This window comes from Mycoplasmopsis agassizii (assembly GCF_002272945.1).
Lineage (GTDB): Bacteria > Bacillota_I > Bacilli_A > Mycoplasmatales > Metamycoplasmataceae > Mycoplasmopsis_B > Mycoplasmopsis_B agassizii.
The window spans coordinates 390,064-413,416 of sequence record NZ_NQMN01000001.1 but is presented as its reverse complement, the minus strand read 5'-3'; the positions used below and the strand labels follow the sequence as shown (position 1 = coordinate 413,416).

Here is a 23,353-nt window from a genome sequence, read left to right as displayed (position 1 = left end):
TAATTATATAAAAAAGATAATTTTCTGAAAAGGTGTTTTATAGGGATTTTTAGTAATTATCCACTGATAATTGTTTTTAATAACAACATTGTTGAAACTGCAATACCACCATTAAAAGGTGATTTTGCTGAACTATTTTTAACAGTTGCTGTTGCCGTAGTGGTAAAGTGTCCACGTTCATCTGTAATATAATATTTTTGATTATTATATTTGAAAAATGTGTTTGCATTAGTACCATTTGAAGTAGTTTTATCTCATGGCTCACCTTTAGCTGCATCACTACTTCCTAAATTATTTTGTAATCCACCAATCACTAAAGTGTTTTTATTTGAACCCATTCATTGAATTTCTCGTTTTCCTAGTAAAGAAATCACTATAACATCTTGTGGCTCTCATTGAAAATGTTTAGGGAGATTTTTGGGATTAAAAGGATAAAGTAGATTGAAATTTGATGTTGAAACTGTTGCTTTTTGACTAATTACATATTGCATAGCATTTGCAAAATTAATTAATTTTTGTTCATCATTTTTATTTGCTTTAGCAAAATTTCTAATGAAATTTGACCAGTTTTGATATGTGTTACCATCCTTAAAATCAAAGAAGTTTGCAATTAAAACCTTATCATTAACGCTTTGCTCAAGATTAGTTAAAGTTAAGAAAATAGGTAAATAACCATTAAAGTCTACTCTAAATTTAACTTCTCTTTTACTTGAAGCATTACGTTTGTCTACTAAAGTTGCATCAAAAACCATTTGGGTTTTACCATCTTTAATTTCTCAATAAAGTAGATTTGAACGTGTAGTAAAGTCTAGATGAGTTGTTGGAGCAGTAATTTTTGTTTCACTAGTTCCAGTTTCATTTAATAATGCAATAATCTGATTAAAGTCTAATTTTGCATCAATTAATTTTCTAAACTCTTTTGCTTTTTCAAAAGTTAAACCATCTTTAAGTTTTCAATTATTAATTTGTTTAGCTAGATCATCAATTATTGAGATTTTTGTGAATCCTTCAAGTTCAATATTTTTACCATCTACATCGCTTTCGTTATTAACGATTGTTCCATCTTGTTTGAAAAAGATGCTGTTATTGTAACTTAAGTAAATATTAACTGTTAATCAACCATTTTCACCATTGACAGAATTTGCAAAATTAGTCTTTCTGACATTTAATTTCATGTTTTCTTTTAATGACAACTTATGAGTTAAATTTGCAAAGAAAGGTAAAACATTTTTATTAAGATCTTGTAATGCTTGAAGTGCTGTTAACTGAGATTTAATAGCCATGCTGAATTCTTCAGCATAAGCTTCTTTAGCAAATTTTGAAAGACTTGCATGTGCTTCAAATTGACTAACAGTTATATCCTGACCAACTTCAATTTGAGATTCTTCACCTTCTGTTGTGTAAAATACATCGCCTTTTTTAAGGCTTAATCTAAGTATTAAAGTACCTTTTGTATCATCAGCAGAAACAATTCTAAGATCATAAGTATAACCATCTGTAGGTGCAACTATTAAATTAGTAACGTATTTTTTAAGTCTTTCAAGAGTTACTGAACTAGGTAAAATATGATTTTCATCTTGATTAACATTTATTAATTTAGGATTTTTTAGGTATCAGATCTGAATTGCTTGCTTTGTAATATTTTCAGATCCACCTGGAACTCCAGGAGTAACTGAAAGACCAGGGTTACCGGTTGTTCCAGGCTCGTTTGGATTACCAGATGTTGTTGATCCCCCTGGTGTACTAGGAGTAGACCCAGGTTGACCTGGTAATACAGGAGTTGTCACCTCAACTTGTTTTTTCTTAAAGCCACTGATTTTTACGGTTTTACCGACTGAATCGGATAAAACACGTAGGTTTGAACCATCTTGTAAATAGTAGTTTTTGTCTTTTGTAAGTACTATTTTGGCACTTAATTCACCTTTTTCATCATCTGCTGAATTCTTAACAATTTCATTTGTTAAAGTAAATCCTGTAGGAATTCCTGAGATTGAATTTAAATATGTATTAAGTTTTTCAAGAGTTACTTTACTTGGCATTAAAGCACTTAATTCACCTTCAGGCACTTGAGTTTGTGAAGGTAATGTTTGATAGTAAGCAACAGCTTTTTCTAGATCGTTTTGAGCTAGGTTTTTAAAACCACTAACCATAACTTCTTTACCATCTGCTTGTTCAATTGAACTTACAATTGAACCATCTGATTTATAATGGTCTGTTCCAATTGACAGAACAATTTTAATTTTTAAACTACCGTTATCATCATTTACAGATCCACTTACTAAATTGTAATTAACAACAAATGGCGATGCAATTGTTGGTGTTGTATTTTTTAAGATTCCTGCATTAATAACTTTTACTTGTGAAGGCAAGGTGTTGGTAAAAGAAAATGAAGCAGTGTTTGTTGCTCAAATTGAGTTATACCAAGCAATTGCTGTTTTTTGATTAGTTGTTAATAAAGGTCCTTGAGCCTGTGGAGTTGGTGAAACATATCTAATTTTTAATGTTGTTGATCTAGAAACATCATCACCATCGTATGAAATTTTGATGTTTAAAGTTACATCTGTTGAACTTAGTGATGAAGATTGTAAAGCAAGAAATGTTGCTTTTGAAAACGCAGTGTTAAGTTGTGTTTGTGATACATCATCAAGTAATGCCTTGATTAAATCAAGATTATTTGCACCCTTAGCACTTGCATAAAAATCATCAATAGTTGCAAAAGTATTTTTTGACGACAATGATAGATTTATTAAATTAGTAGATATTTGGGAAAGAATCTTTTCCCTTTGCTCTTTTGATAGTTCGCTTTGCAAACCACCAGAACAAGCAATTGCCGTTGCAGAAAAAATTGTTAGTGCAACAGGCACTAATGTAAAAATTAGTTTTCTATTTAGTTTTTTCATATATTCCTTAAAACAAATTGCGTAATTTTAGTTAGTTTTTCTCAAAACCACCTCGTTACGGCTACATTATACCAATTTATAAATTTTTTCGTGGTTTTTTGAAATTATGAAAAATTTTAAAAAAATATTTTGCAGGTGCATTTTTTAATGAAAAAACCTTGTGTGAAAACAAGGTTTTGTTGGTAATCTAAAAAATTATTGATAATTAATAATTGCTTTAAGTAATAGCATTGTTGCTGCTGAAACACCGTTAACAAAAGGCGACTTATTAATATCTCTTTTGTATTTAACAGTGTAAGCACTATTAGCAGCAAAACCTTTTCAATATCCATAACTAGGTGTAAATTCTTCTGTTAAAGTGATATTAAATTCTGAATTTTTATACTTAATAAAAGTTGCTGATTTGGTGCCATCAATTAAATTGAATTTTCAAGGTTCACCACGTGCTATAGTTGTGCTATCTTTTTTATAGTTTTGTAAGCCACCGATTACTAATGTTCTGCTATTTGCCCCAATTCAGGCAGGTGGTACATTTGCATTTGATAAAATCACAATGATTTCTACAGGATTTTCTGTAAGGCTTAGATGGGTTGGGTTAAATGGATAAAATAGATTATATCTTTGTAATCCATGTTCTGATTTTGAATTAACTACATCACCCATAGAATTTGAAAAGTTTAGTAGTTTTTGCTCATTATCTTTATTTGAATGAGCAAAAGGTCTTACAAAAGAAGCTCATTTTTCAAAAGTGTTACTTCCTTCTAATTCTTTAAAAACTGTCCATATGAACTTATTAGATAAGTCTGATTTAAGATTTCCAGTAACTGTTAAGAAACTAGGTAAAAATCCTGCAAAGTCTGTTTTAAAAGTAACTTCTTGAGTTTCATTATGATTGTTTTTATTTCTCAAAACCCCCTTAAATAGAGCGTTTACGCTTGTTTCTTGAATATCTAAAGTAATTAATTTTGTAGTGCTAACAAATTCATAATTTTCACTTGAAGTTAAAATTGGAGTCTCTTTTGAAGCAAATTTAGTTAATAAATTAAATACTTCTTTTGAGTCAATATTAGTGTTTTTAATTTTTCTAAGTTCTCTAATTTCGCTTAAAGTAATATCTTCTTTTACTTTTCAATTATTAATGTCTTTTGCAAGTTCATCGATTAGAAGAACTTTTTTATAACCACTTAAAGTTACATTTTTACCAATTGCTTCTGCTAGTGTTGGAACTATTTGTCCACCCTGCTTAAAGTACTGTTTTACTCCATTTACTTCACGTGATAAATGGAAATTGACTACTAAAATTCCTTCAGGATTATTGATTGCATTATCAACTAAAGAAATTCTTAAAGTTAATCCTAAACTAGGTACTTTATCAACTTCTGCTTGCAGTGATGTGAAATAAGTTTTTACATTTTCCACTAAATTTTCGGCTGTTTCCTTAGCACTTTTTGTCGAGCTAACACTAATTGTTGAACTTTGATTCTTATAGATTTTTTTAACCACTTCTGAAGTAGTTAAAAAGCCAGAAATTTTTACTTCTTTAGATGCTTCTTGTGCTTGTAAGTTACCTTCAAGTGAATATCATAAGTCAACTGCTTTAAGAGCAACTTTTACAACTATTGTTCCTTTATCATCATTTTTTGAAACTAAAGTTAAAACAATTTTTGAGTTTTCAACTGCAGATGGTGCTCTAAATAATGAACTAAAAGTTGTTTCTAGATCTTGTTCATTAATTGTTGAAGGTAAAACTTTATTTTCTGATTCATATGTTTTTACACTCGCAAGTGAATCGAATCAAAGTTTAACAGGATTATTAGATGAAGTTGCTTCAATTACTTTGAAACCACTAATAGTTATTACTTTTCCTGCTTCATTTTTGGTATTCACTTCTGAACCATCTTCTTTAAAAAACTTATTAGGTGCTTCTTCAAGTACAACTCTAACTGATAAATTTCCTGTCTTATCGTTTGCACTATTATTTTCTAATAATAGTGAAACAGTTAAACCACTAGGCGCAACTGGAGCAAAACTAACTAAGGTATTTAAAATTTCTTGAGTTACTGAAGTAGCAAAATTTTGTTTTACTTCTTCATTATTTAATTTATATGTTTGTGAAAGTGAGCGATAATAAGCAATTGCTTTTTGAGAATTAGTTGTGGCAGTATTTTTAAAGCCACTTACTGTAACTTCCTTAGTAATTGCTGAATTTTCATTTGTTGTGCTAGTTCCATCAACATTAAATCAGGTTGTAGCTTTTGATAAGGAAACTTTAACTTTTAAACTACCTGTTAAATCATCTGCTGAATTAGTAACCAGTTTAACGTGTGAAGTAAAACCAGCTGGTAGATCAGGTAAAGGTGTTGCTAAAGTTTCTGCATTTACACTGGTAATTGCACTTGGTAATGAATTTCTAGTATTAGTTGAAGCAGTGTTTGTTGATAAAACTGAATCGTATCATTCTTTTGCTAATTGCTTGTCAGTTTTTGGTTCAAAAACTGTTGAATCAAGTGCAACAAAATTTACATTAACTTCAATTTTTGCACTAGCATCTGCTTGTAAGTAGGAAATATCCAGCCTTAAAATAACTTTGGAACCATCTTTTACAGCGCCATTATTTGCTTTAAAAGTTGAAGCACCTAGTGTTTCTTTAATTCTTTTTGCAGAGGCAGTATCAAGGATTTTTTCTAGATCATCAAAACTTTTTATATTTCCTAAGGCAGTGTTAAGTGCATCAATATCTTTGTAAGTATTTTTTGCATTGTATGTTGCTGAGTTAACATTTTTTTGCGATTTCATCAATAGTTTTTTGCCTTTCGGTTAATAAATTTGGTTGGCTAGGTGCTTGCGAACAAGCAATTGCTGTTGATACAGCAATTGTGCTCGCTACCATGGTAGTCATAAATAAAATAGACTTTTTGTTTAATTTTTTCATTATTTCCCCTTAATTGAAATTGCATAAATTTCAATATTCTTCTCAATTTTGCTTCTTAAAATCAACTAGCAAATAATTTGAGAATATTTTTACAAGAAAAATATAGCATTTTGTCAAAAAATTCCCGATAAAAACTTATTAAAGACTTAATTTATGAAAAATTTTTTCATTAAAATTAAGTTTAAGAGCCAAATAGTTGCTTTTACTTAGTAAATTGGCGTTTAATTGACAAAATAAAAACGGCGTTAACCGTTTTTAAGATTTATTTTAATGTTTCCATTAAAAGGCGAACAGCAACTGCTAAACCATCTGTAAAAGGTGAAGTTGTTGAGCCTGTTTTAATAGTTGAACGACTATTACCTACAAATTGACTATCTTTATTTGTAATTCAATATTGTTTGTTGTCAATTGTGGCAAAAGTTAATTTCTTAGTTCCATCTGCTGCATTATAGTTTCAAGGTTTACCATTTGCTTCATTGTTTCTAGTATTATTTTGTAAACCACCAAAAACAGTGAATTCACTACTTGCTCCAATTCATGATTCGGGAATATTTCCTGTTGCAGCATTAACCATTCAGTTGATTGGGTTATTTGTCGCTTTAAATTCTTCAACATTATAAGGAATAATTAAGTTTAACTTATCAATTCCACTTGACACTCTTGATGAGACTGCGTAACTAAAACTATTAGCAAAATTATTTAATTTTACAGAATCATTTTTGTTTGCTTTAACAAAAGCTGAAATAAATTGTTTAATGCGTTGTTGGCTAGTTTGATTTGCTGTTTTTTTGAATTCTTTAAATTCAATTACTGCATATTTATTATTTAAATCAACTTTTGGTTTTTTTTCAGGAGTTAAAAATAAAGGTAAGAAACCATTAAAATCAGTTTTGAACTGAAGTGTTGTAGATAATTGAGTTGTTTTATCTTTTAAGGTGATTTTTACAGCAATTACTGTACTTCGATCATCAAATTCCAGAGTGATTAGATCTTTTGTTGATACTAATTCTAGGTTTTTAGTATCAAAATTTAATTGTTGATCAGTTGCTAAACCAAGGTTTAAGGTTTCAATTAATTTTTCTAAATTTACATCAGAATTATTAAGTGCTTTAATTTTTTTAGCATCAGCAATTGTTAAATTATCTTTAACTTTAAAGTTAGTAATTTTTTCAACTGCGTTTTCTAAATCACTAATAATTCTAAATCCACTAACAGTTATATCTATGAAATGTGCTTTGGATTTTGATTCAACATCTGTTCCAAAGTAACCAAGATAATGCCCTGCTCTAGTCACATATACTCTAACTTTTAAAGTCCCTTCTTTATCGTTAATTGCATCTTTTGCAGGTGAATTTTCTACTAGGATTTTAAAATCGTGTTTTTTATTTAAAGTTAGATATTCAAAATGTTTTTCTAATAATGAAGCATTTTTACTTTCAGGTGAATTAGAAACATTATTAGTACTATTTTCAATTTTGAAATCTTTAATTTGATCATATAAATCTTGTGCGAATGTTTGGTATGAAAGTAAACCTTGAACTCTTGCTTTTTGTAAATAAGGTTCATCTTGTTCGATACCATCTTTATTAAAATATTTACCTTCACTATTTTTTAAACTTACGTTAATATAGACAATCCCTTGAGAATCATCAGTAGTGTTTTCTGGGAAAAGTTTAATTTCAGGAATTGTGCCTTCAGGATTTGTAAATTCACCTTTTGGACCATTAACTCATTTTGCAAGTTCTGCACTTAACATTTCATTTGTAATGTCTGAAGGTCAAGTAACTCTTTCTCTCTCTGATAGGTGAATAAATGTGCTTGATAAAAATGTAAATCATTTTTTAACTTGTTGATTAACTGTTTCAACTGGTGGATTAGGTTGTTCATCAGATAGTTTTTTAAATCCTAAAACAGTTATTTCTTTACCAACTGCTTGTGCTAATGAATTTGCAATTGTGCCATCTTCATTGAAGAAATTTGCTCCTTTTGCAAGCACAACTTTTACTTTTAAACTACCTTCATTATCGTTTGAAGAACCTTTAATAACTTCGTAATTAATTGTCAATCCTTCAGGTGAATTTGTTAATGCATTTTCAAAAACTGATCCATCAACTACAGAGACTTTTGAAGGTAAAGTATTTTTAAAATTACCACTTGTTTGGTTAGTTGAATTAATAGTTGGATATCATGTTTTTGCTTTTTCAATTTCTGTCGAAAAGTTCGGTTTTTCGGGGGTTTTAGGTTGATCTTTCTTAGCAAAACCTGTTAATAAAACTTCTGTTCCATCAGCATCAGAAACTGCTAAAACAGCGCTTCCATCTTTGTTGAAAAACTGAGTTGTTTTAGCTAAAACAACTTTTACTTTTAAAGTACCTTTTTCATCATCTGCACTATTTTCAACTACTACAAAATGAGTTGAAAATTTATCAGGTGCACTAGTTAAAGGAGTTTTGAAAACTGATGCATCAACAGTTAAAACATTTGAAGGTAATGTTGTTTTAAAACTATCACTAACTTCACTTGTTGCACTTACTTTTTCATATCAGTTTGTAATGATTTCAGGGTTATTAATTTCAAATCCACTAACAGTGATTTCTTTACCAGTTGCTGCTTCTAAAGAGTCGGCAACTGTACCATCTAAATTAAAGAATTGAGTGGCTTTACTTAAAACTACCTTAACTTTAAGTGTTCCAGTTTTATCATTTATTGAATTTGCTACTACTACAAAATTCTGACTAAAACCTTCAGGTGAAACTCTTAGTGGTGTTGCAAAAACTCCTGCATTTAAAGGCCCTACACTTGAAGGTAATTGATTTTTAAAATTAGTTCCTGCTGTATTAGTATCAGCAATTGTTTGATATCAAGATGTTACAATTTCTTTGTCAGTTTGTTCTTTAAAGGTCTCACTTGTAGCAAAACCACTAATAGTTATTTCGACACCCTTTGCTGTATTTAAGTCTCTAGTTACTGTTTCATCTAGGTTGAAAAATTCAAGACCTTTACCTAAAACAACATTAACTTTTAAAGTTCCATTTGTATCATTTGCTGAATCTTTTACAACTACAAAGTGAGCATCATAACCTTCAGGCACTCTCGTTAGAGCATTTGCAAAAACAAAACTGTCAACTGTTTTGGTTCTTGAAGGCAGATTATTTTTAAATGAATCACCTGCTGTATTTGTTTTTGAAAGAGTTGCATATCATGTTTTTGATTTAGCAATATTAATTTCCAGCTGTTCGGTATTAATAACTATATTTACATTTGAATTAACTACTACGTTTGAATTTTGAAAAGTTAATGTTACACTAACAATAACTTTACCTAAATCAATACGAACACCATTTGTTGATTTTAATTTTACGTCGCTATTATCATTAAAAACTTTCTTAAAACCTGTTGCACTTGTTTGGTTTAAAACAGCGCTAATTTTTTCAACATCATTAGCATTTTCTAATGCTGTTTTTAATGATTCTAAAGATTCATAAGTTGCATTTGCTACTAAGTTTAAACTTCTAACTTGGTTTGCAACTTTAGCAACCAATGCTGTTTTTTCGGCTTCACTACCTGTGCCATTTGAACAAGCAATTGCTGTTGCAGCAACTCCAGTTGCCACAATTCCTCCTAAAAAAAGGAATGATTTTTTATTTAATTTTTTCATATCTCCTTGATATCCTTGTTTTGTTTTAATTTTAGTGCCTTATTTATAGCACAAATGCAAAAAATGCCGTTAATACTGCTAAAAAAGTAGTATTTAGGTACTTTTTAGAAAAATTTTGATTTTGTAAAAAAGCAATAAAAAATACTAATAAGATTTCTTATCAGCTTCTTTATTTTCCATTAAAGCAACACCTGATGAAGTACCAATTCTTGTTGCACCTGCTTCAATCATTGCTTTTAAATCATTTAGATTTTTAACTCCACCTGCTGCTTTGATTCCGATTGCATCTTTAACTACGTTTTTCATAACTTCCACATCTTTTACAGTTGCTCCACGGTATGAAAAACCTGTTGAAGTTTTTATAAAATCAGCACCTGATTTTAAAACAATCTCAGTTACTTCTTTGATTTCAATGTCTGTTAAAAGTGCTGTTTCAACAATCACTTTTAAAACATGTTTACCAATTGCATTTTTAACAGCCTTGATGTCGTTTAAAACATATTCATAGTCATGATCTTTGAAACGACCAACATTGATAACCATATCAATTTCACTAGCACCGTGCTCAATTGCTAATTTGGCTTCTTGTGCTTTTGCTTGTGAAATCATGGCACCAAGAGGAAAACCTACAACTGCTGTAATTCCTACGTTTGATTTTTTTAGTTTATCATGAGCATATTTTACTCATGAAGAATTAACACAAATAGTTTTAAAATCGTATTTTAAAGCTTCTTGGATTAATTTATCGATGTCTTTTGATCTAGCCTCTGCTTTAAGCAAAGTATGGTCAATTAATTTATTAATTTGCATTCTTTTAGAACCTTTTCCTTTTACTTATATAAGTTGTAATAATTAATATGATAGATATTAACTAGCATTTTGTGCAAAAAATAAGCAAAATGCAATACATTCCAGAAAAAATTTTCAGAAAAATTAGAAAATTGATAAAATTAGTATTATTAAATTGGTCAATCATGTAAAATTGATTAACTTTTATTTAAGAGTGAGGGATATGAAAAAAATTAAAAACAAAAGAGCAATGTTATGAATGATGTTGCCAGCTTCTTTAGCACTTACTGCAGGAGCTTTAATTGCATGTAGCAATACAAACAACGATCAATCTTTAGTAAATGAGATTGCTAAAAATGTTAAATCATTAACTAATATCAAAGGTAGAGAAAAATATACAACTTTGGAAGACTTACAATCTGCTTTAAATGATTTAAAAACTAATCAAGGTATTATTGATGCTTTAGATAATACAAAAACTAGCAGTACTGACTATACAAGAAACGTTGTTTCAGGAAATCTTAGTTTAGAAATTACTCCAACTACTGCAACAATTGATACTGCAAAGGAAGCAGTTAAGGTATCTTATACTTTAGAATATAATGGAGCTAAAGCTGAAACTGAATTAATGGTTCACTTATTTACCTGACAACCACCTTCAACTGACGTTAAAGGTGATGAAAAAGTAATTAGTTGATTTAAAACTGTTAAAGAATCTTATGCAGCAACTGATGAATTAAAAACACTTTTACCTGCGCAAATAAGCGACAAAATCACAACAAATGATGCAGTAACTTTAGGTTCACTTGATACATTAGTTAAAACAACTGCAATTCCTGAAGGTTTTACAACTAAGTGAGCACAAGTGGCTGCTAAAGAAAACGATAATGAAGGAACTACTGAGTTAAAATTAGTTTTAACTAAAGATGATAAATTTTATGGCGCAAATGGTTTAGCTATTGACTCAGCAAATGATGTTGTTGGTGTGGATGTTAAATTAACTGGTTTAGAAACTAATAAAAATTTAGCAACTACTTGATATTCAAACTTGCAATCTGAAACGGAAGTTACTCTTCAAGTGTTAAAACTTTTATTGCCATCAGCGTCAAATGATACAATTATTCTAGGCAGTGAATTAAATAAACATTTACCATATAAATTCACTGTTTTAGTTTCACCATTAGCAGAAAATGCTTTTGATGATGTTGCAGGTACTTTAAAAGTAAAGGTAGTACTAAAAAAATCAGATTTATTTTACCTAACAGATGGAACCACTGTTGAAACTGTTGATACAGCAGGTAAAGAAGTGACGTTAAAAGGCTTCCGTACACAAGTTACAGTTGCAAAACAATGATATACAAATATCGTCAAAGATGAATCGATTGAGTCTAAGCCAATTGCTAGTTCAACAACCGATAATGTTACTGATGAAATGTTAACAGCATTATATAATCCACCAAGTATAATAAAAACTTCGACTGTTAAAGTAACTAAAGTTATTGAAACTGATTCAACAACACCTGCAGGGTCATTAAAAGTTAAAGTCACTTTAATGCTTGGAACACAATTTTTTAATGAAGATGGTGAATTGGTTACTGAGGATCAAAATTCAGGAAAAACAATTACATTATCAGGTTTTGCAGTTACTTCACCAGCAACTGGAGAAACTCCATCAACTCAATCAAATCCAACTAATGAGGAAACTCCACCAAACCCTTCTACAGGAGAAGGAAATTAAAATTTCATTTAACTAAAACTAATAAATATCAAAAAACACTTATTCGGTTTTTGACCAAAAATAAGTGTTTTTTGATATCTGTATATGCTTTTGAACGATTATCATTTTTTATAATTCAGTAAATAGAGTAAATAAAGTGATGAAAGAGATGATAAAACCAAATCACTTTTTACAATTTTTTGAAACTCATCATGACTATATCATTTATTAAATGAGACACTTTCAAAAACTGAACCATCTGTTTTAGGTTCAGAATTTTTTAAACCAGTTACATCAATCAAATAAGAAAAAACTTTTTCATTCATTTGTGTTGAAGAAACGAAAACAGAACTATCAACAATATTTTTTTCAGTTATTTCAAAACCCGCTTCTTCACTTACTTCACTAATTAAACTTTCTAATTCAGAACTATTTTCTTCAATTGTCCCTGTTACTGGACAAGGATATGGTTCATCTCATGTTTTTTTCTCAACTACTTCAGGTAGAGGTTGAAAATGAATCATAAATTCATGATCATCAGCAACCTTTCTAATTAAAAGTGCAGCAATTGAATTGATACCTTTTCTTTGACAATAAATAAAACCTTTTTCATTTTCATATACATTAATCCATTTGTTTTTGAAAAGTAATTTATTGGATTTCATTTTCATTTTTCCTTTTATCAACTTCAACTTTAGAAATTCTGTCAATTCTCCCACATTGAGGACAAGCAACTTCTATAGCGTTTTTATTATTAAAAACTTCATCTAAAGTAGCATTATCTAAATTAGTTATTGTTTTCAGTTTTTTGCTTCTAGTGCAAATACATTTATCGTTAGTTTCAAATTTTGCTAGTAATTTTGCATCAAGTTTTTCTTCTATCTGTGAAACATTTAGATGTCTAAAGTCATTATTCTTTAAAAAGTTTTCAACTCATAAAATATCTTCTTCATTATGCCCGGGAAGTAGTTGCATAATAATTGAATTTGCATTTATGATGTTTGCGTTTTCATCTAATCAAACACCTGTTTTAATTCCTGTAAATTGTTGTCATGATTGGTCAAAAAAATAAGCTAAATCAGTGATTACATCTCCTCTAGCTAATTTAACTTTTGAACTATATGATTTACCATCAACTTCGGTAACAATTTCAAGGGTTCCTTCATCACCTATTCCTAAAATTAAAGGAATATCGTTAACTTTTAAGGGTTCTTTATCATATTCTGAAAGTACCTCAAAACTTGTCATATTTGCTCTAATATTTCCTGGTCTATCAAGATATAAATCAACTGGTGCAACTGCCCCATTGGTATTTAATTTAACTCTAACTGAACCAAACTTTGATATTACAAATAAAAGTGGCGAAAAAGCTGAAACTATATTTGCAAAAATTAATTTTGCAAAAGGTGTTGCTTTTTTATGGTTATTTAAAAGTTTATTAACTAGTTTCAAGTTATCGCTTAAAAAAATTCTGACATTACCTTTTTCCAGAATTTTTGTGTATGAAGATTCAGTTTTTTCAATTTTAATCATATGTTACTCCTGTTCAATTACGACATGTTTCATAAAACATTAATCTAAGTTTATCAAGTTCATTTTCAAAATTTTTGCGTGTTAGATTACTCCTTTCAAACATTTTTATTAGTTGTGAATAAATATCAACACTTGTAAAAGCAGGTTCTAAATTCATTGCTTTTAATTTATCAGGATAAAAACTACTTGCCATTGAATATGACAAATTAAAAAGTAAATCTAAAGGGATGACATCTCTTTTAATAGCACCAATAATTGCAAGTTTAATTGCAACGTTTTGATCATCAAGATTAGGTCATAATAATCCAGGTGTATCAAGTAATTGAATATCACCTACATTTACTCATTGCTGACCCCTAGTAATACCTGCCATATTACCGACTTTTGTTTTTTTAGCTTTTGCTAGAAGATTGATTAAAGTACTTTTTCCACTATTAGGAACACCAACTACAAAAACTCTCAAACGTGGTTTTAAAAGACCTTTTTTACGTTCTTGTAAACGTTTTGGAATCAGTAATTTTTCAATTTTTTTAAGAATTAAATTTCGAGTATTTTCTTTTTTAAGATCAACTAACATTACATTATCTTGACTAGCAAAGCGCTCTTTAATTTTTTCTAATTTATTGAGATCACCTAGATCTTTTTTGGAAATTAAAAATAACCTAGGTTTATTTTTTTCAATTTCATCAAAAGTGTCATTATAGGAAGAAATCGGTGCTCTAGCATCTAAAACAATCACAAATAAATCTGCTAATTGTGCTTTTTCTTTAAGTTGTCTTAAAGTTTTGGCCATGTGACCAGGATATCAGTTAATTTTTTGATCTTCGACAATTAAGTCTGAAAAATCGTTCATTAATTTCCATCCATTTCTTTAAAGAAATGTAGTTCAACATTACATTTTGTTAGTTGTTGAGAACATTTATTGAATTTAGTTTTCATATCATCGTAGGCTTTTTCTTGATCAGTTGCTTGCTGAATAACCTCTTGGATTAAGTCGCTGATTTTATCTAAAAAAGCATCTACAACTTGTGGTGGATAACCATTAATCTCACTTGAAAATTCAGTTGTGCTAATTTGTGCAATAATTGCGTTTAATTTTTCATTCATTTTTCACCTCTATTTATTTATCGAATTCTGTAATTCAATCTTTACCTTTTTGAACTTCATATTTTGAAAGATTTTCAAAATTGAACTGCCTTAAAATTTCTCAAATGACAATAGTTGCCGAGTTTGATAAGTTTAAAGATCTTGCTTTTGGGCTCATCGGAATTCTCAAAGTAGTCTCTAAATTATCCTTGAGAATTTTCATGGGAATACCTGTTGATTCAGTGCCAAACATGATTCAAACTTCATCATCATTTACTTTTGCTTCACTCTTAAAATCAACATCAGAATAAGTTTTTAAACCATACCTAGAAATGTAGAAAATACGCTTTTTTCCGTACTTTTGAACAAAATCATGATAGGATTCATGAACTTCAAGTTTAATATTTTCTCGTTCATAATTGACTGCATAACGCTTCATTTTAGGGTGATCAAGATCAAAACTAATTGGCTTGATTATGTGAAATGTTGCTTCGCTTGCCAAACTATTTCTCATCATATTCCCTGTATTTCCGGGAATTTCAGGCTGATAAAAGACTACATGTAAATTCATTTTTTTATTATATTTTATAAATCGTAATTTTAGAATTTTTAGATAAATTAATATTGACCCTTAAAAATATCAATTGCTTGTTGTTTCAAAATCATTAAAAAAGCTATACTTAATATTTTTAAAATTAATTGGTAAAATTCAAACTATATAAATATAATTAATATAAGAATGACAAAAATATTAATTGTAAGTGACATTCACGGCGATGACGATGATTTTGAAAAAATTTATGCTTTTGAAAAGCCTGATTATGCAATTAGTGCAGGTGATCATTGCTTATCGCAAAACTTTATGATTAAATATTTCAATTATTTTGTAGATGGTAATAATGACTGAGACAATTTTAATCAGCAATCATTAGATTTTGAAATTGAAGGTTTTAAATTTCACCTTGAACATGGTCATAGATTTTCTTACCAAACATTAATGTCTGAAGAAAAAATGCAAATGATTGCTAATCAACATAATTCTAATTTTTTTATTACAGGTCATTCACATGTACAACTTAAAGTCAAGACAAACAAAGGATATGCAATAAATCCTGGCTCAATTAGACAAAAACGTGGTCTATCAAATGCAGGTTATGCAATTCTTGAAATTGATGAAGATAAAAATTACAAACTAGAATTAAAAGATTCATCAAAATTACTTAAAGAAAGAAGGTTCTTATGGAAGAAAAAATAACCACCGATGACAGATTATTAATCATGCTAGATTTAGATGGTACAACATTAGCAAATAGTGATACTTGTGAAATCCATCCTAAAACTTTAGCAGCAATTAAAAAGGCTAAAGATGCAGGACATGTAATCTGTATTTTAACTGGTAGACCTTGAAGAAGTTCAAAGCAGGTTTATCAAGAATTGGAATTAGATACAATTATTGCTAACTATAACGGGGCGCAAATTCATAACCCTAGCGATGAAAACTTCACTCCTCAAATTAGTTTCTTAAACTTGAATGAAGTTTTATACATTTTAGGTGATGAAAGAATCAAAAAAGAAGTAACTAATATAGCAATTGAAGGTCCAGGTTGAGTACAACTGCAGCAAAACGATCCTAAACTAGAAAAAGTTTTTGGTTTTTCTAAGCTAACCAAATTTAAAGTAGGCTTAGACTATCATCGTTTACCTTTAAGACCAACTGGAGTTATTTTTGATGTTAGACCTGAAACAGATCCAATTGCTTTACAAAAATATATGAGAAATAAATTCGGTGATTTAGCTGAATTTAGTTACTGATCAAAAGGTGATAATGAACCACCTGCTTTTGATATTGCAAGCCCAAGTGTTGATAAAGGAAAAGTGGTTTCATTATTAATGCGTTATTATGATATTGCCTGAGAAAGAACAGTTGCAATTGGTGATTCATTTAATGATGTACCGATGTTTAAAGTTGCTAATGTTTCAGTGACAATGGCTAATGCTAATCGTGATATTCAATATAAGGCAGCAATTAATCTTGATAAAAGAAATTATGAAGGTGGTGTTGGCGAATATTTAGAAAAGCTAATGGAAAACCCTGAAGCTGAAATTGAAAAAGCATTAAAATGACATCAAAAGAATAGAGAGAAAAGAAGCAAATGATAAAAATTAAAGAGATAAATGAGCAAGCAAAATTAGATGAATTATTTCACTCTAAGAAAGTCTTAGGAATTGATGAATCAGGTGTAGGTGACTACTTTACACCTTTAACTGCAGCAGTTGCAATTGTTGAAGAAAAAGACTTTGCAAGACTAAAAGAACTAGGTGTAGGCGATTCTAAGAAAATTTCTGATAAAAGAATCCAAGAATTAGCAAAAATAATTGCTGATGAAAAATTAGCAAAATATTGTGCTAGTTTTATCCACCCTAAAGGCTATAACAACTTAAAGAAAAACTATAACGCTAATGAAATTAAAACTTTCGTACACCTAAAAGCATTTACTGATTCACAACGTGTTTCATCTAAAAATACGCCTATTAAATCAATTGATTTTGATTATGTTTTCATCGATCAATATTCAACATTAAATGCTATTGAAGGTTATTTTAAACGCTTTTTTAATGATGAAGATCCCAAAGCTAACTGACCTAAATTCCGTAAGTTCGGTAAAGATATTATTCTTTCAACTAAAGCTGAAGACAAGCACTTATCAGTTGCTGTAGCATCAATTTTTGCTCGTGATTTATTACTAAGAAAAATGATTGAATACAACTATGAATGAGAAGCAGAATTCCCTTTAGGTGCTTCTAAAGAAGTTCAAGAATTTGCTAGAAAATTTATTGATGAGCGTGCTCGTGGTGATAAAAAGAAAGAAACCGAGATGCGCTATAACTTAATTAAAGATTTTAAAAGCGACATTATCGATAAAAAAGAAGAGCAAGAATAGACTTAAAATTCGGGAGAAATTTCCTGAATTTTTTTAATCTAAATTTTCGCTTTTTTATTTATAATGTTTTTATGCGCCTGTAGCTCAGCGGATAGAGCATCAGTTTGCGGTACTGAGGGTCAGGGGTTCAATTCCCTTCAGGCGCGCCATATAAAATCAAACAGAATTTTAAGGTGCAATTCCTAAGATTTTACCAAGTAGATACTATGAATATTAAAGACAAAATTTTAAAAGGAAGATTTATCGTTTCCGTTATTTATCTTTTAGTATTTTTAGTATTTTTTTTATTTTCTTTTTTACTAAAAGATTCTAATGGAGTCGGAGCAATTATTACAAGGGTTATAATGATGGTTATAACTTTTTCAGTTGTTGCTTGAATGACTTATGAACTATTAAAAGCTTTTGATATTCATTATATCGTGGCAATTATTTTAGCATTAGCAACGCTTGCTTCATTACTTGCTCATTTTGATAACTTTAGAACGATTTTTGACCAAAATCCTTATGAAACTGAAAGTGTCACTGGTTCAGTAATAACGATGCAAATGGTAGTTAGTACATTAAAAGACATCTTAAAAAATTGAAGAATTTATTTAATTTTTCTAATTGAAGTAACTGTAGTTTTTGCCTTTTATCTAGTACAGGTTAAAAGAAAAGTGATTTTAAGCAGACCAAATGTGATTGCTTCTAATATGTTATTGATAGCTGTTTCACTGTTTTTATTAATCATCTTTTTTAATGGTTTATTAAACATATTTATCCTTTTCCCTGAATTTGCTTTAATAATAGTTTTTGTGCCAGTTATTACTGATACATCAGCTTTTTTAGGTGGAATTTTACTAGGTAGAAAATTTATAAGAAGAAAATTTGCTCCCTTTGTAAGCCCTAAAAAAACCTGAGAAGGAACTTTAATCGGTTTTCTAGCAGGTGCTATTCTTGTACAAATTATTTATTGATCTTTCAATATTCAAGGCAAATTTTTCTTTGTAACGAACCCAGATTCAGCTTCAGTTGCATCATTTGCGATTTATTTAACAGTCATTTTGCCAATTTTTTCAATAGTAGGAGATTTATACTTTTCATATATAAAAAGGGTAAATCAACTTAAAGATTATTCTAAAATATTAGGAAATCATGGTGGTTTATTAGACCGTTTTGATAGCATTATTTTTGTAAATTTCTTTGCCTTGCTAGCTATTTCATTTTATTAAAACAAAAATTTTTCAAACATTTTAAATTGCTTTTCAAGAAGCAATTTTTTTATTTTTGCTCTGAAAAAAATTCATTTATTTAGATATTTACAGCATCTTTTGATTAAAATAAATCTATGAGTCAATTTGAGAAACTACTAAAAGAATTTAACCTAGAATTACCTGAAAAATTTCGTCAAGGAAGAATCACTAAACATAAATTTCATAAGGAAAGTTCTAGTTTTGATTTCACTGTAGAATTTGATGGAGTTCATGATTTTAATGAAACTGAACAACTTAAAAATTTAATTGAAACCAAATTACATAGTCATTTTAATTCAATTATCTGTAATTTTAATTTCAACTTAAATAAGTATTCACAAAATAAATTTAACACTCACTTCAATAATGCTTTGAAAGTTATTAAATCACCACAATTGAATGAAGCATTAAGGTTTTGTGCTTTAGAAATAGATGATACCAACAGCAAAATTAAGTTAACACTTAAAAACAAAAAAGACTTTAATCTATGTTTAAGTCATAAAAATATTATTGAAGACCAATTAAAAAAACAAGGGATTAAAAACCCTGTTTTAGATATTGAATTCATTAATGAAGAAGCAGTACCTAATTTCAATTTAAATAAAAATGAAATTAGAAACATTATTAGTCAGTATAAACCAAGTGAAACACAATCTCAATATAGTAGTTATAAAGGCTCATCTTCAAGAAGTTATAGTAAGAGAGAATATCAACCACTAACATTAAAAGATTTTCAAGATTCAAATGAAGAACATGTGGAATTAATGGGTGATGTTTTCGAAATTACATCTAGAAAATTAGCGAATAATAATGAACGTTACAGCATTTTAATAACTGATTATCAAGAGGCTGCTGAGTTGATTTATTTTGCAAAAAATGATGAATCAAAAATTAAAGATATTAAAATAGGTGACTGTATTAAGGTTTATGGAACTGTTAAAGTTATTAATGAAAAACTTAAAAACGTAACTTTTAATCGTTTTGAAAAATGTGAACCGTTATTTAAAGATCGCTATGATGAAGCATCTGAAAAACATACTGAGTTAAATTTTCATACAAAAATGTCAACTATGGATGGAATTTTATCGCCCAAAGAAATTGTTAATCAGGCTTTAAAATTTAACCACCCAGTAATCGGAATCGCTGACACAAACAGTGTGCAATCGTTCCCTGAATTTTATCATTTAACTAAAAAAAATGAAAATTTAAAAGTAGTCTATGGGGCTAGTGTTTCAACCTATAAAGATGGTAATGGTGTCTTCATTCAATATGATCCACAAAAAGACAATATTAATCTAAAAGACCATACATATGTCACTTTTGACTTTGAAACTACAGGTTTAAGTCCCATTGAAGATGAAATAATTGAATTTGGTGCTGTCTTAATTAAAGACAATAAAATTGCTAAAAAAGAATCATTTTTCGTTAAATCTAGTAAAAAAATTAGCTCAAAAATTACTAATATTACAGGTATTACTCAATCTCAATCTGATAGGGGTGAAACCTTAGAAAATGCCTTAATAAAAATCAAAAACTTTTTTGCAGATCATGTGATTATTGCCCATAATGCACCTTTTGACTACAATTTTTTAGTTGAAAAAGCCAACAAATTCAATATTAAATTTGACAATGTTTTCATTGATTCAGTTGCTACTTCTCATTTAGCAACTGAATTTAGTCGTGGTTTTACATTAGGTATGGTTGCTGCTAGAGCAGGGGTTATTTATAATGAAGAAGAAGCCCACCGTGCTGATTATGATGCTGAGGTTTTAGCAAAAATATGAATGCAACAAGTTTCTTCATTTAGTCGATTAAATGTGCTTACCTTTTCTGAATTAAATCAATATACAAATAAAACAGTATTTGAACGTAAAAGACCTTATGACATCAGTATTTGAGTTAAAAATCAAAAAGGATTAAAAGAACTTTATAAAATTATTTCAAAGTTAAACACAACATATTTTTATAATGAAGCAAAATATCCTTTTGAAAAACTAGACAGAACTGATAATCTATTTTTCTCTTCAGGTGGTGTTGCAGGTCCAATGATTAATTCATTAATTTCAGAAAATGAAGTTAATGTCAAAAAAATGATTGATAAATTTGATTATATTGAAATCCCACCTTTTAGTGGAATGAGCCATCTTTTTAATAAATATGGAGCAAGTGAAATCAAAAGTCTACTAAAAAAACTAGTTGATTGATCTCTAGAAAAAAATAAAAAAATAATTGCTTCAGCACAACCTAGATATCTTAGTTCTGAATCAAAAATTGTTCATGAAATTTACATAGAAGCAACTGGGATTAAGAACAAAAGACATAAACTATTTTTCAAAAGAAATAGTTATGATAGTTACCCTGATCAGCATTATTTTACAACCAAGGAATTAATGAATGAGTATTCATTTTTAGGTTCAGATTACCAAGAAATAGTTAAAAAAATGGTAATTGATAATCCTAGAGAACTGGCTTCTAAAATAGATAAATTACAAATAATTCCTGATAAATTATTTACACCTATTTTTGACGATTCTGCCGTAAAACTCGAGAAAATGGTATACGAAAACGCTTATAAACAATACGGAAATCCACTGCCAAAAATCGTTGAAAAAAGACTTGAAGATGAGCTAAAACCTATCTTAAAATATGGTTTTGATGTCATCTATTGAATCAGTTCAAAACTTGTAAATAAATCATTAGAAGATGGTTATTTAGTAGGTTCTCGTGGTTCAGTTGGTTCTTCATTAGTAGCAACCATGGCTAAAATAACTGAAGTAAATCCACTGCAACCACACTACTATTGCAAAAACTGTAAGTACTCAGAATTTCCTGAAACTTTTTTAACCAATAGTGGTTACGACTTAGATGATAAGAACTGTCCACGTTGTTCATTTAAATTAGATAAAGATGGACAAACTATTCCGTTTGCAACATTTTTAGGTTTTGAAGCAGATAAAACGCCTGATATTGATTTAAATTTTTCAGGTGAATATCAATCAATAATTCATGAAGAAGTTAGAAATATTTTCGGTGAAGATCATAGTTTTCGTGCTGGAACTATTTCAAAAGTTGCAAGTAAAACAGCTTATGGTTATGTTTTAAACCACTTTAAAGATAAAGAAAAAGTGTCAGATGCTTACATCAGATTTTTAATGACTAAAGCTATTGATGTTAAAAGAACCACGGGACAACACCCTGGTGGAATCATCATTATTCCTAAGGAATATGATGTCGAAGATTTTACTCCTATTAATTATCCTGCAGATGATGAAAGTGTTGGTTGAAAAACCACCCACTTTGACTTTAAAGCAATTCACGATAATCTTTTAAAATTAGATCTGCTAGGACACGATGATCCGACAGCCTTAAAAATGCTGTCAAGAATTACTGGTGTAGATTTATTTGAAATTCCTAAAAAAGATGACAAAGTTATTTCGATTTTTTCTTCACCTTTAGCACTAGGAATTAAACCAGAAGATATTTTAAATGAACCTACAGGTGCACTAGGAATACCTGAATTTGGGACACCATTTGTTAGAAAAATGTTAACTGCAGTTAATGTTAAATCGTTTTCTGATTTAGTTTCTGTTTCAGGTTTAAGTCACGGTGAAGATGTTTGATTAGGTAATGCAGAACAACTTATTAAAAGAGGTTCTAGTTTAAAAGATGTGACATCTTGTCGTGATGACATCATGATTAGATTGATTGAACTTGGTGTAAATCAAAAACTTGCTTTTAATATTATGGAACAAGTACGTAAAGGTAAAGGTTTAACCGATGAGCAGAAAAAAGAAATTAGAAAACATGGTGCAACCCCTGGTTACATTGAAAACTTAGTAAAAATTAAATATTTATTCCCTAAAGCGCATGCTACAGCATATGTAATTATGGCGTGAAGAGTTGCTTATTTTAAAGTTTATTATCCACTTGAATATTATGCAACTTACTTTACAACCAGAGCAAACGATTTTGATATTAAGGTAATGATTTCTGGAAATCAAGCAATTAAAGAAAAAATCAATCAACTAGAAAATCAGGAAAAACTATTAGGAAAAGCATTGAGTACAAAAGATGATTCGATTTTGCAAACACTTTATCTAGCACAAGAAGCAGCAGCTAGAGGTATTAAAATATCTACAATTGATTTAGAAAAAAGTGCTGCAAAAGAGTGATTATTTGACAAAGAAACAAATACTTTGATTCCTCCATTTGTAACTGTAAATAGTTTGGGAGAATCAATTGCAAATAAAATTGTTGAGGCTAGAAGACAAAAACCTTTCATTTCATTTGAAGACTTTAAAAAACGCAGTGGAGCAACTCAAACTATTGCTGAAACACTTCACGATATCAATGTTTTTAAAGATATTGATATCGAAAATCAAAATACTCTTTGATAATTTTTAATTAAAAAAGTATTTTATAAATATTATTTAAAATCTTAAAAGCACGGTAGAAACGTGTTTTTAAGATTTTTTTAAATAATAAATTAACAGTTTTATGAAGTCAAAGTGATAAATATTTTAAGTATACTTATCAACAGACTAATAAAATTTCATACACTAAA

At 29.2% G+C, this 23,353-nt stretch carries 16 protein-coding genes and 1 tRNA gene; 7 read left to right on the top strand and 10 right to left on the bottom strand.

The window, feature by feature from the left end; all coding sequences use genetic code 4:
• Positions 1-56: 56 nt before the first annotated feature.
• The 5 genes from CJF60_RS01570 to deoC form a co-directional block, all read right to left on the bottom strand.
• On the bottom strand, positions 57-2,900 hold the full coding sequence (locus tag CJF60_RS01570) for a lipoprotein 17-related variable surface protein (protein WP_084231921.1): 2,844 nt from the start codon (positions 2,898-2,900) through the stop codon (positions 57-59).
• A 195-nt stretch (positions 2,901-3,095) separates the two neighbouring features.
• On the bottom strand, positions 3,096-5,696 hold the full coding sequence (locus CJF60_RS01565; protein ID WP_084231920.1) for a lipoprotein 17-related variable surface protein: 2,601 nt from the start codon (positions 5,694-5,696) through the stop codon (positions 3,096-3,098).
• A complete protein-coding gene (locus tag CJF60_RS05215) occupies positions 5,674-5,832 on the bottom strand; it encodes a hypothetical protein (protein WP_159444191.1) in 159 nt (52 codons plus the stop codon). The genes CJF60_RS01565 and CJF60_RS05215 overlap by 23 nt, the downstream gene beginning before the upstream one ends.
• 262 nt (positions 5,833-6,094) lie before the next feature.
• Entirely contained in the window at positions 6,095-9,490 is a 3,396-nt protein-coding gene (locus CJF60_RS01560; RefSeq protein ID WP_084231919.1) for a lipoprotein 17-related variable surface protein, read from the bottom strand.
• A 144-nt stretch (positions 9,491-9,634) separates the two neighbouring features.
• A complete protein-coding gene (gene deoC, locus CJF60_RS01555) occupies positions 9,635-10,300 on the bottom strand; it encodes a deoxyribose-phosphate aldolase (protein WP_084231918.1) in 666 nt (221 codons plus the stop codon).
• A gap of 202 nt (positions 10,301-10,502) precedes the next feature.
• Here deoC and CJF60_RS01550 point away from each other — a divergent pair, with 202 nt between their 5' ends.
• Positions 10,503-12,017, top strand: coding sequence for a lipoprotein 17-related variable surface protein (locus CJF60_RS01550; protein ID WP_084231917.1), 1,515 nt, complete (start codon positions 10,503-10,505; stop codon positions 12,015-12,017).
• A gap of 98 nt (positions 12,018-12,115) precedes the next feature.
• Here the strand turns inward: CJF60_RS01550 and CJF60_RS01545 are convergent, their stop codons facing one another.
• The 5 genes from CJF60_RS01545 to CJF60_RS01525 are packed head-to-tail and all read right to left on the bottom strand — an operon-like array spanning position 12,116 to position 15,186.
• Entirely contained in the window at positions 12,116-12,661 is a 546-nt protein-coding gene (locus CJF60_RS01545; RefSeq protein WP_143823376.1) for a DNA mismatch repair protein MutT, read from the bottom strand.
• A complete protein-coding gene (locus CJF60_RS01540) occupies positions 12,648-13,529 on the bottom strand; it encodes an Hsp33 family molecular chaperone HslO (protein WP_084231915.1) in 882 nt (293 codons plus the stop codon). The genes CJF60_RS01545 and CJF60_RS01540 overlap by 14 nt, the downstream gene beginning before the upstream one ends.
• Positions 13,522-14,382, bottom strand: a complete 861-nt coding sequence (ylqF, locus tag CJF60_RS01535; protein WP_084231914.1) for a ribosome biogenesis GTPase YlqF — start codon at positions 14,380-14,382, stop codon at positions 13,522-13,524. Before ylqF ends, CJF60_RS01540 begins: the two co-directional genes overlap by 8 nt.
• Positions 14,382-14,636: a DivIVA domain-containing protein gene (locus CJF60_RS01530; protein ID WP_084231913.1), complete on the bottom strand. Its 255-nt coding sequence runs from the start codon at positions 14,634-14,636 to the stop codon at positions 14,382-14,384. The genes ylqF and CJF60_RS01530 overlap by 1 nt, the downstream gene beginning before the upstream one ends.
• Before the next feature lie 13 nt (positions 14,637-14,649).
• Positions 14,650-15,186: a tRNA (cytidine(34)-2'-O)-methyltransferase gene (locus CJF60_RS01525; protein ID WP_084231912.1), complete on the bottom strand. Its 537-nt coding sequence runs from the start codon at positions 15,184-15,186 to the stop codon at positions 14,650-14,652.
• Between the two features lie 168 nt (positions 15,187-15,354).
• Here CJF60_RS01525 and CJF60_RS01520 point away from each other — a divergent pair, with 168 nt between their 5' ends.
• The 6 genes from CJF60_RS01520 (at position 15,355) to CJF60_RS01495 (ending at position 23,186) form a co-directional block, all read left to right on the top strand.
• Positions 15,355-15,870 carry a metallophosphoesterase family protein gene (locus tag CJF60_RS01520; RefSeq protein ID WP_084231911.1) on the top strand — a complete coding sequence of 172 codons (516 nt, stop codon included), beginning with the start codon at positions 15,355-15,357 and terminating at the stop codon, positions 15,868-15,870.
• Positions 15,855-16,775 (top strand): Cof-type HAD-IIB family hydrolase, encoded by a 921-nt coding sequence (locus CJF60_RS01515; protein ID WP_084231910.1) that lies wholly within the window; start codon positions 15,855-15,857, stop codon positions 16,773-16,775. The genes CJF60_RS01520 and CJF60_RS01515 overlap by 16 nt, the downstream gene beginning before the upstream one ends.
• Positions 16,769-17,557, top strand: a complete 789-nt coding sequence (locus CJF60_RS01510) for a ribonuclease HIII (protein WP_084231909.1) — start codon at positions 16,769-16,771, stop codon at positions 17,555-17,557. The genes CJF60_RS01515 and CJF60_RS01510 overlap by 7 nt, the downstream gene beginning before the upstream one ends.
• Before the next feature lie 73 nt (positions 17,558-17,630).
• Positions 17,631-17,706 (top strand) — tRNA-Arg (locus CJF60_RS01505).
• A 57-nt stretch (positions 17,707-17,763) separates the two neighbouring features.
• Positions 17,764-18,768: a phosphatidate cytidylyltransferase gene (locus tag CJF60_RS01500; RefSeq protein ID WP_084231908.1), complete on the top strand. Its 1,005-nt coding sequence runs from the start codon at positions 17,764-17,766 to the stop codon at positions 18,766-18,768.
• 116 nt (positions 18,769-18,884) lie between these two features.
• Positions 18,885-23,186, top strand: coding sequence for a PolC-type DNA polymerase III (locus CJF60_RS01495; protein ID WP_084231907.1), 4,302 nt, complete (start codon positions 18,885-18,887; stop codon positions 23,184-23,186).
• The last annotated feature ends 167 nt before the right edge of the window (positions 23,187-23,353 follow it).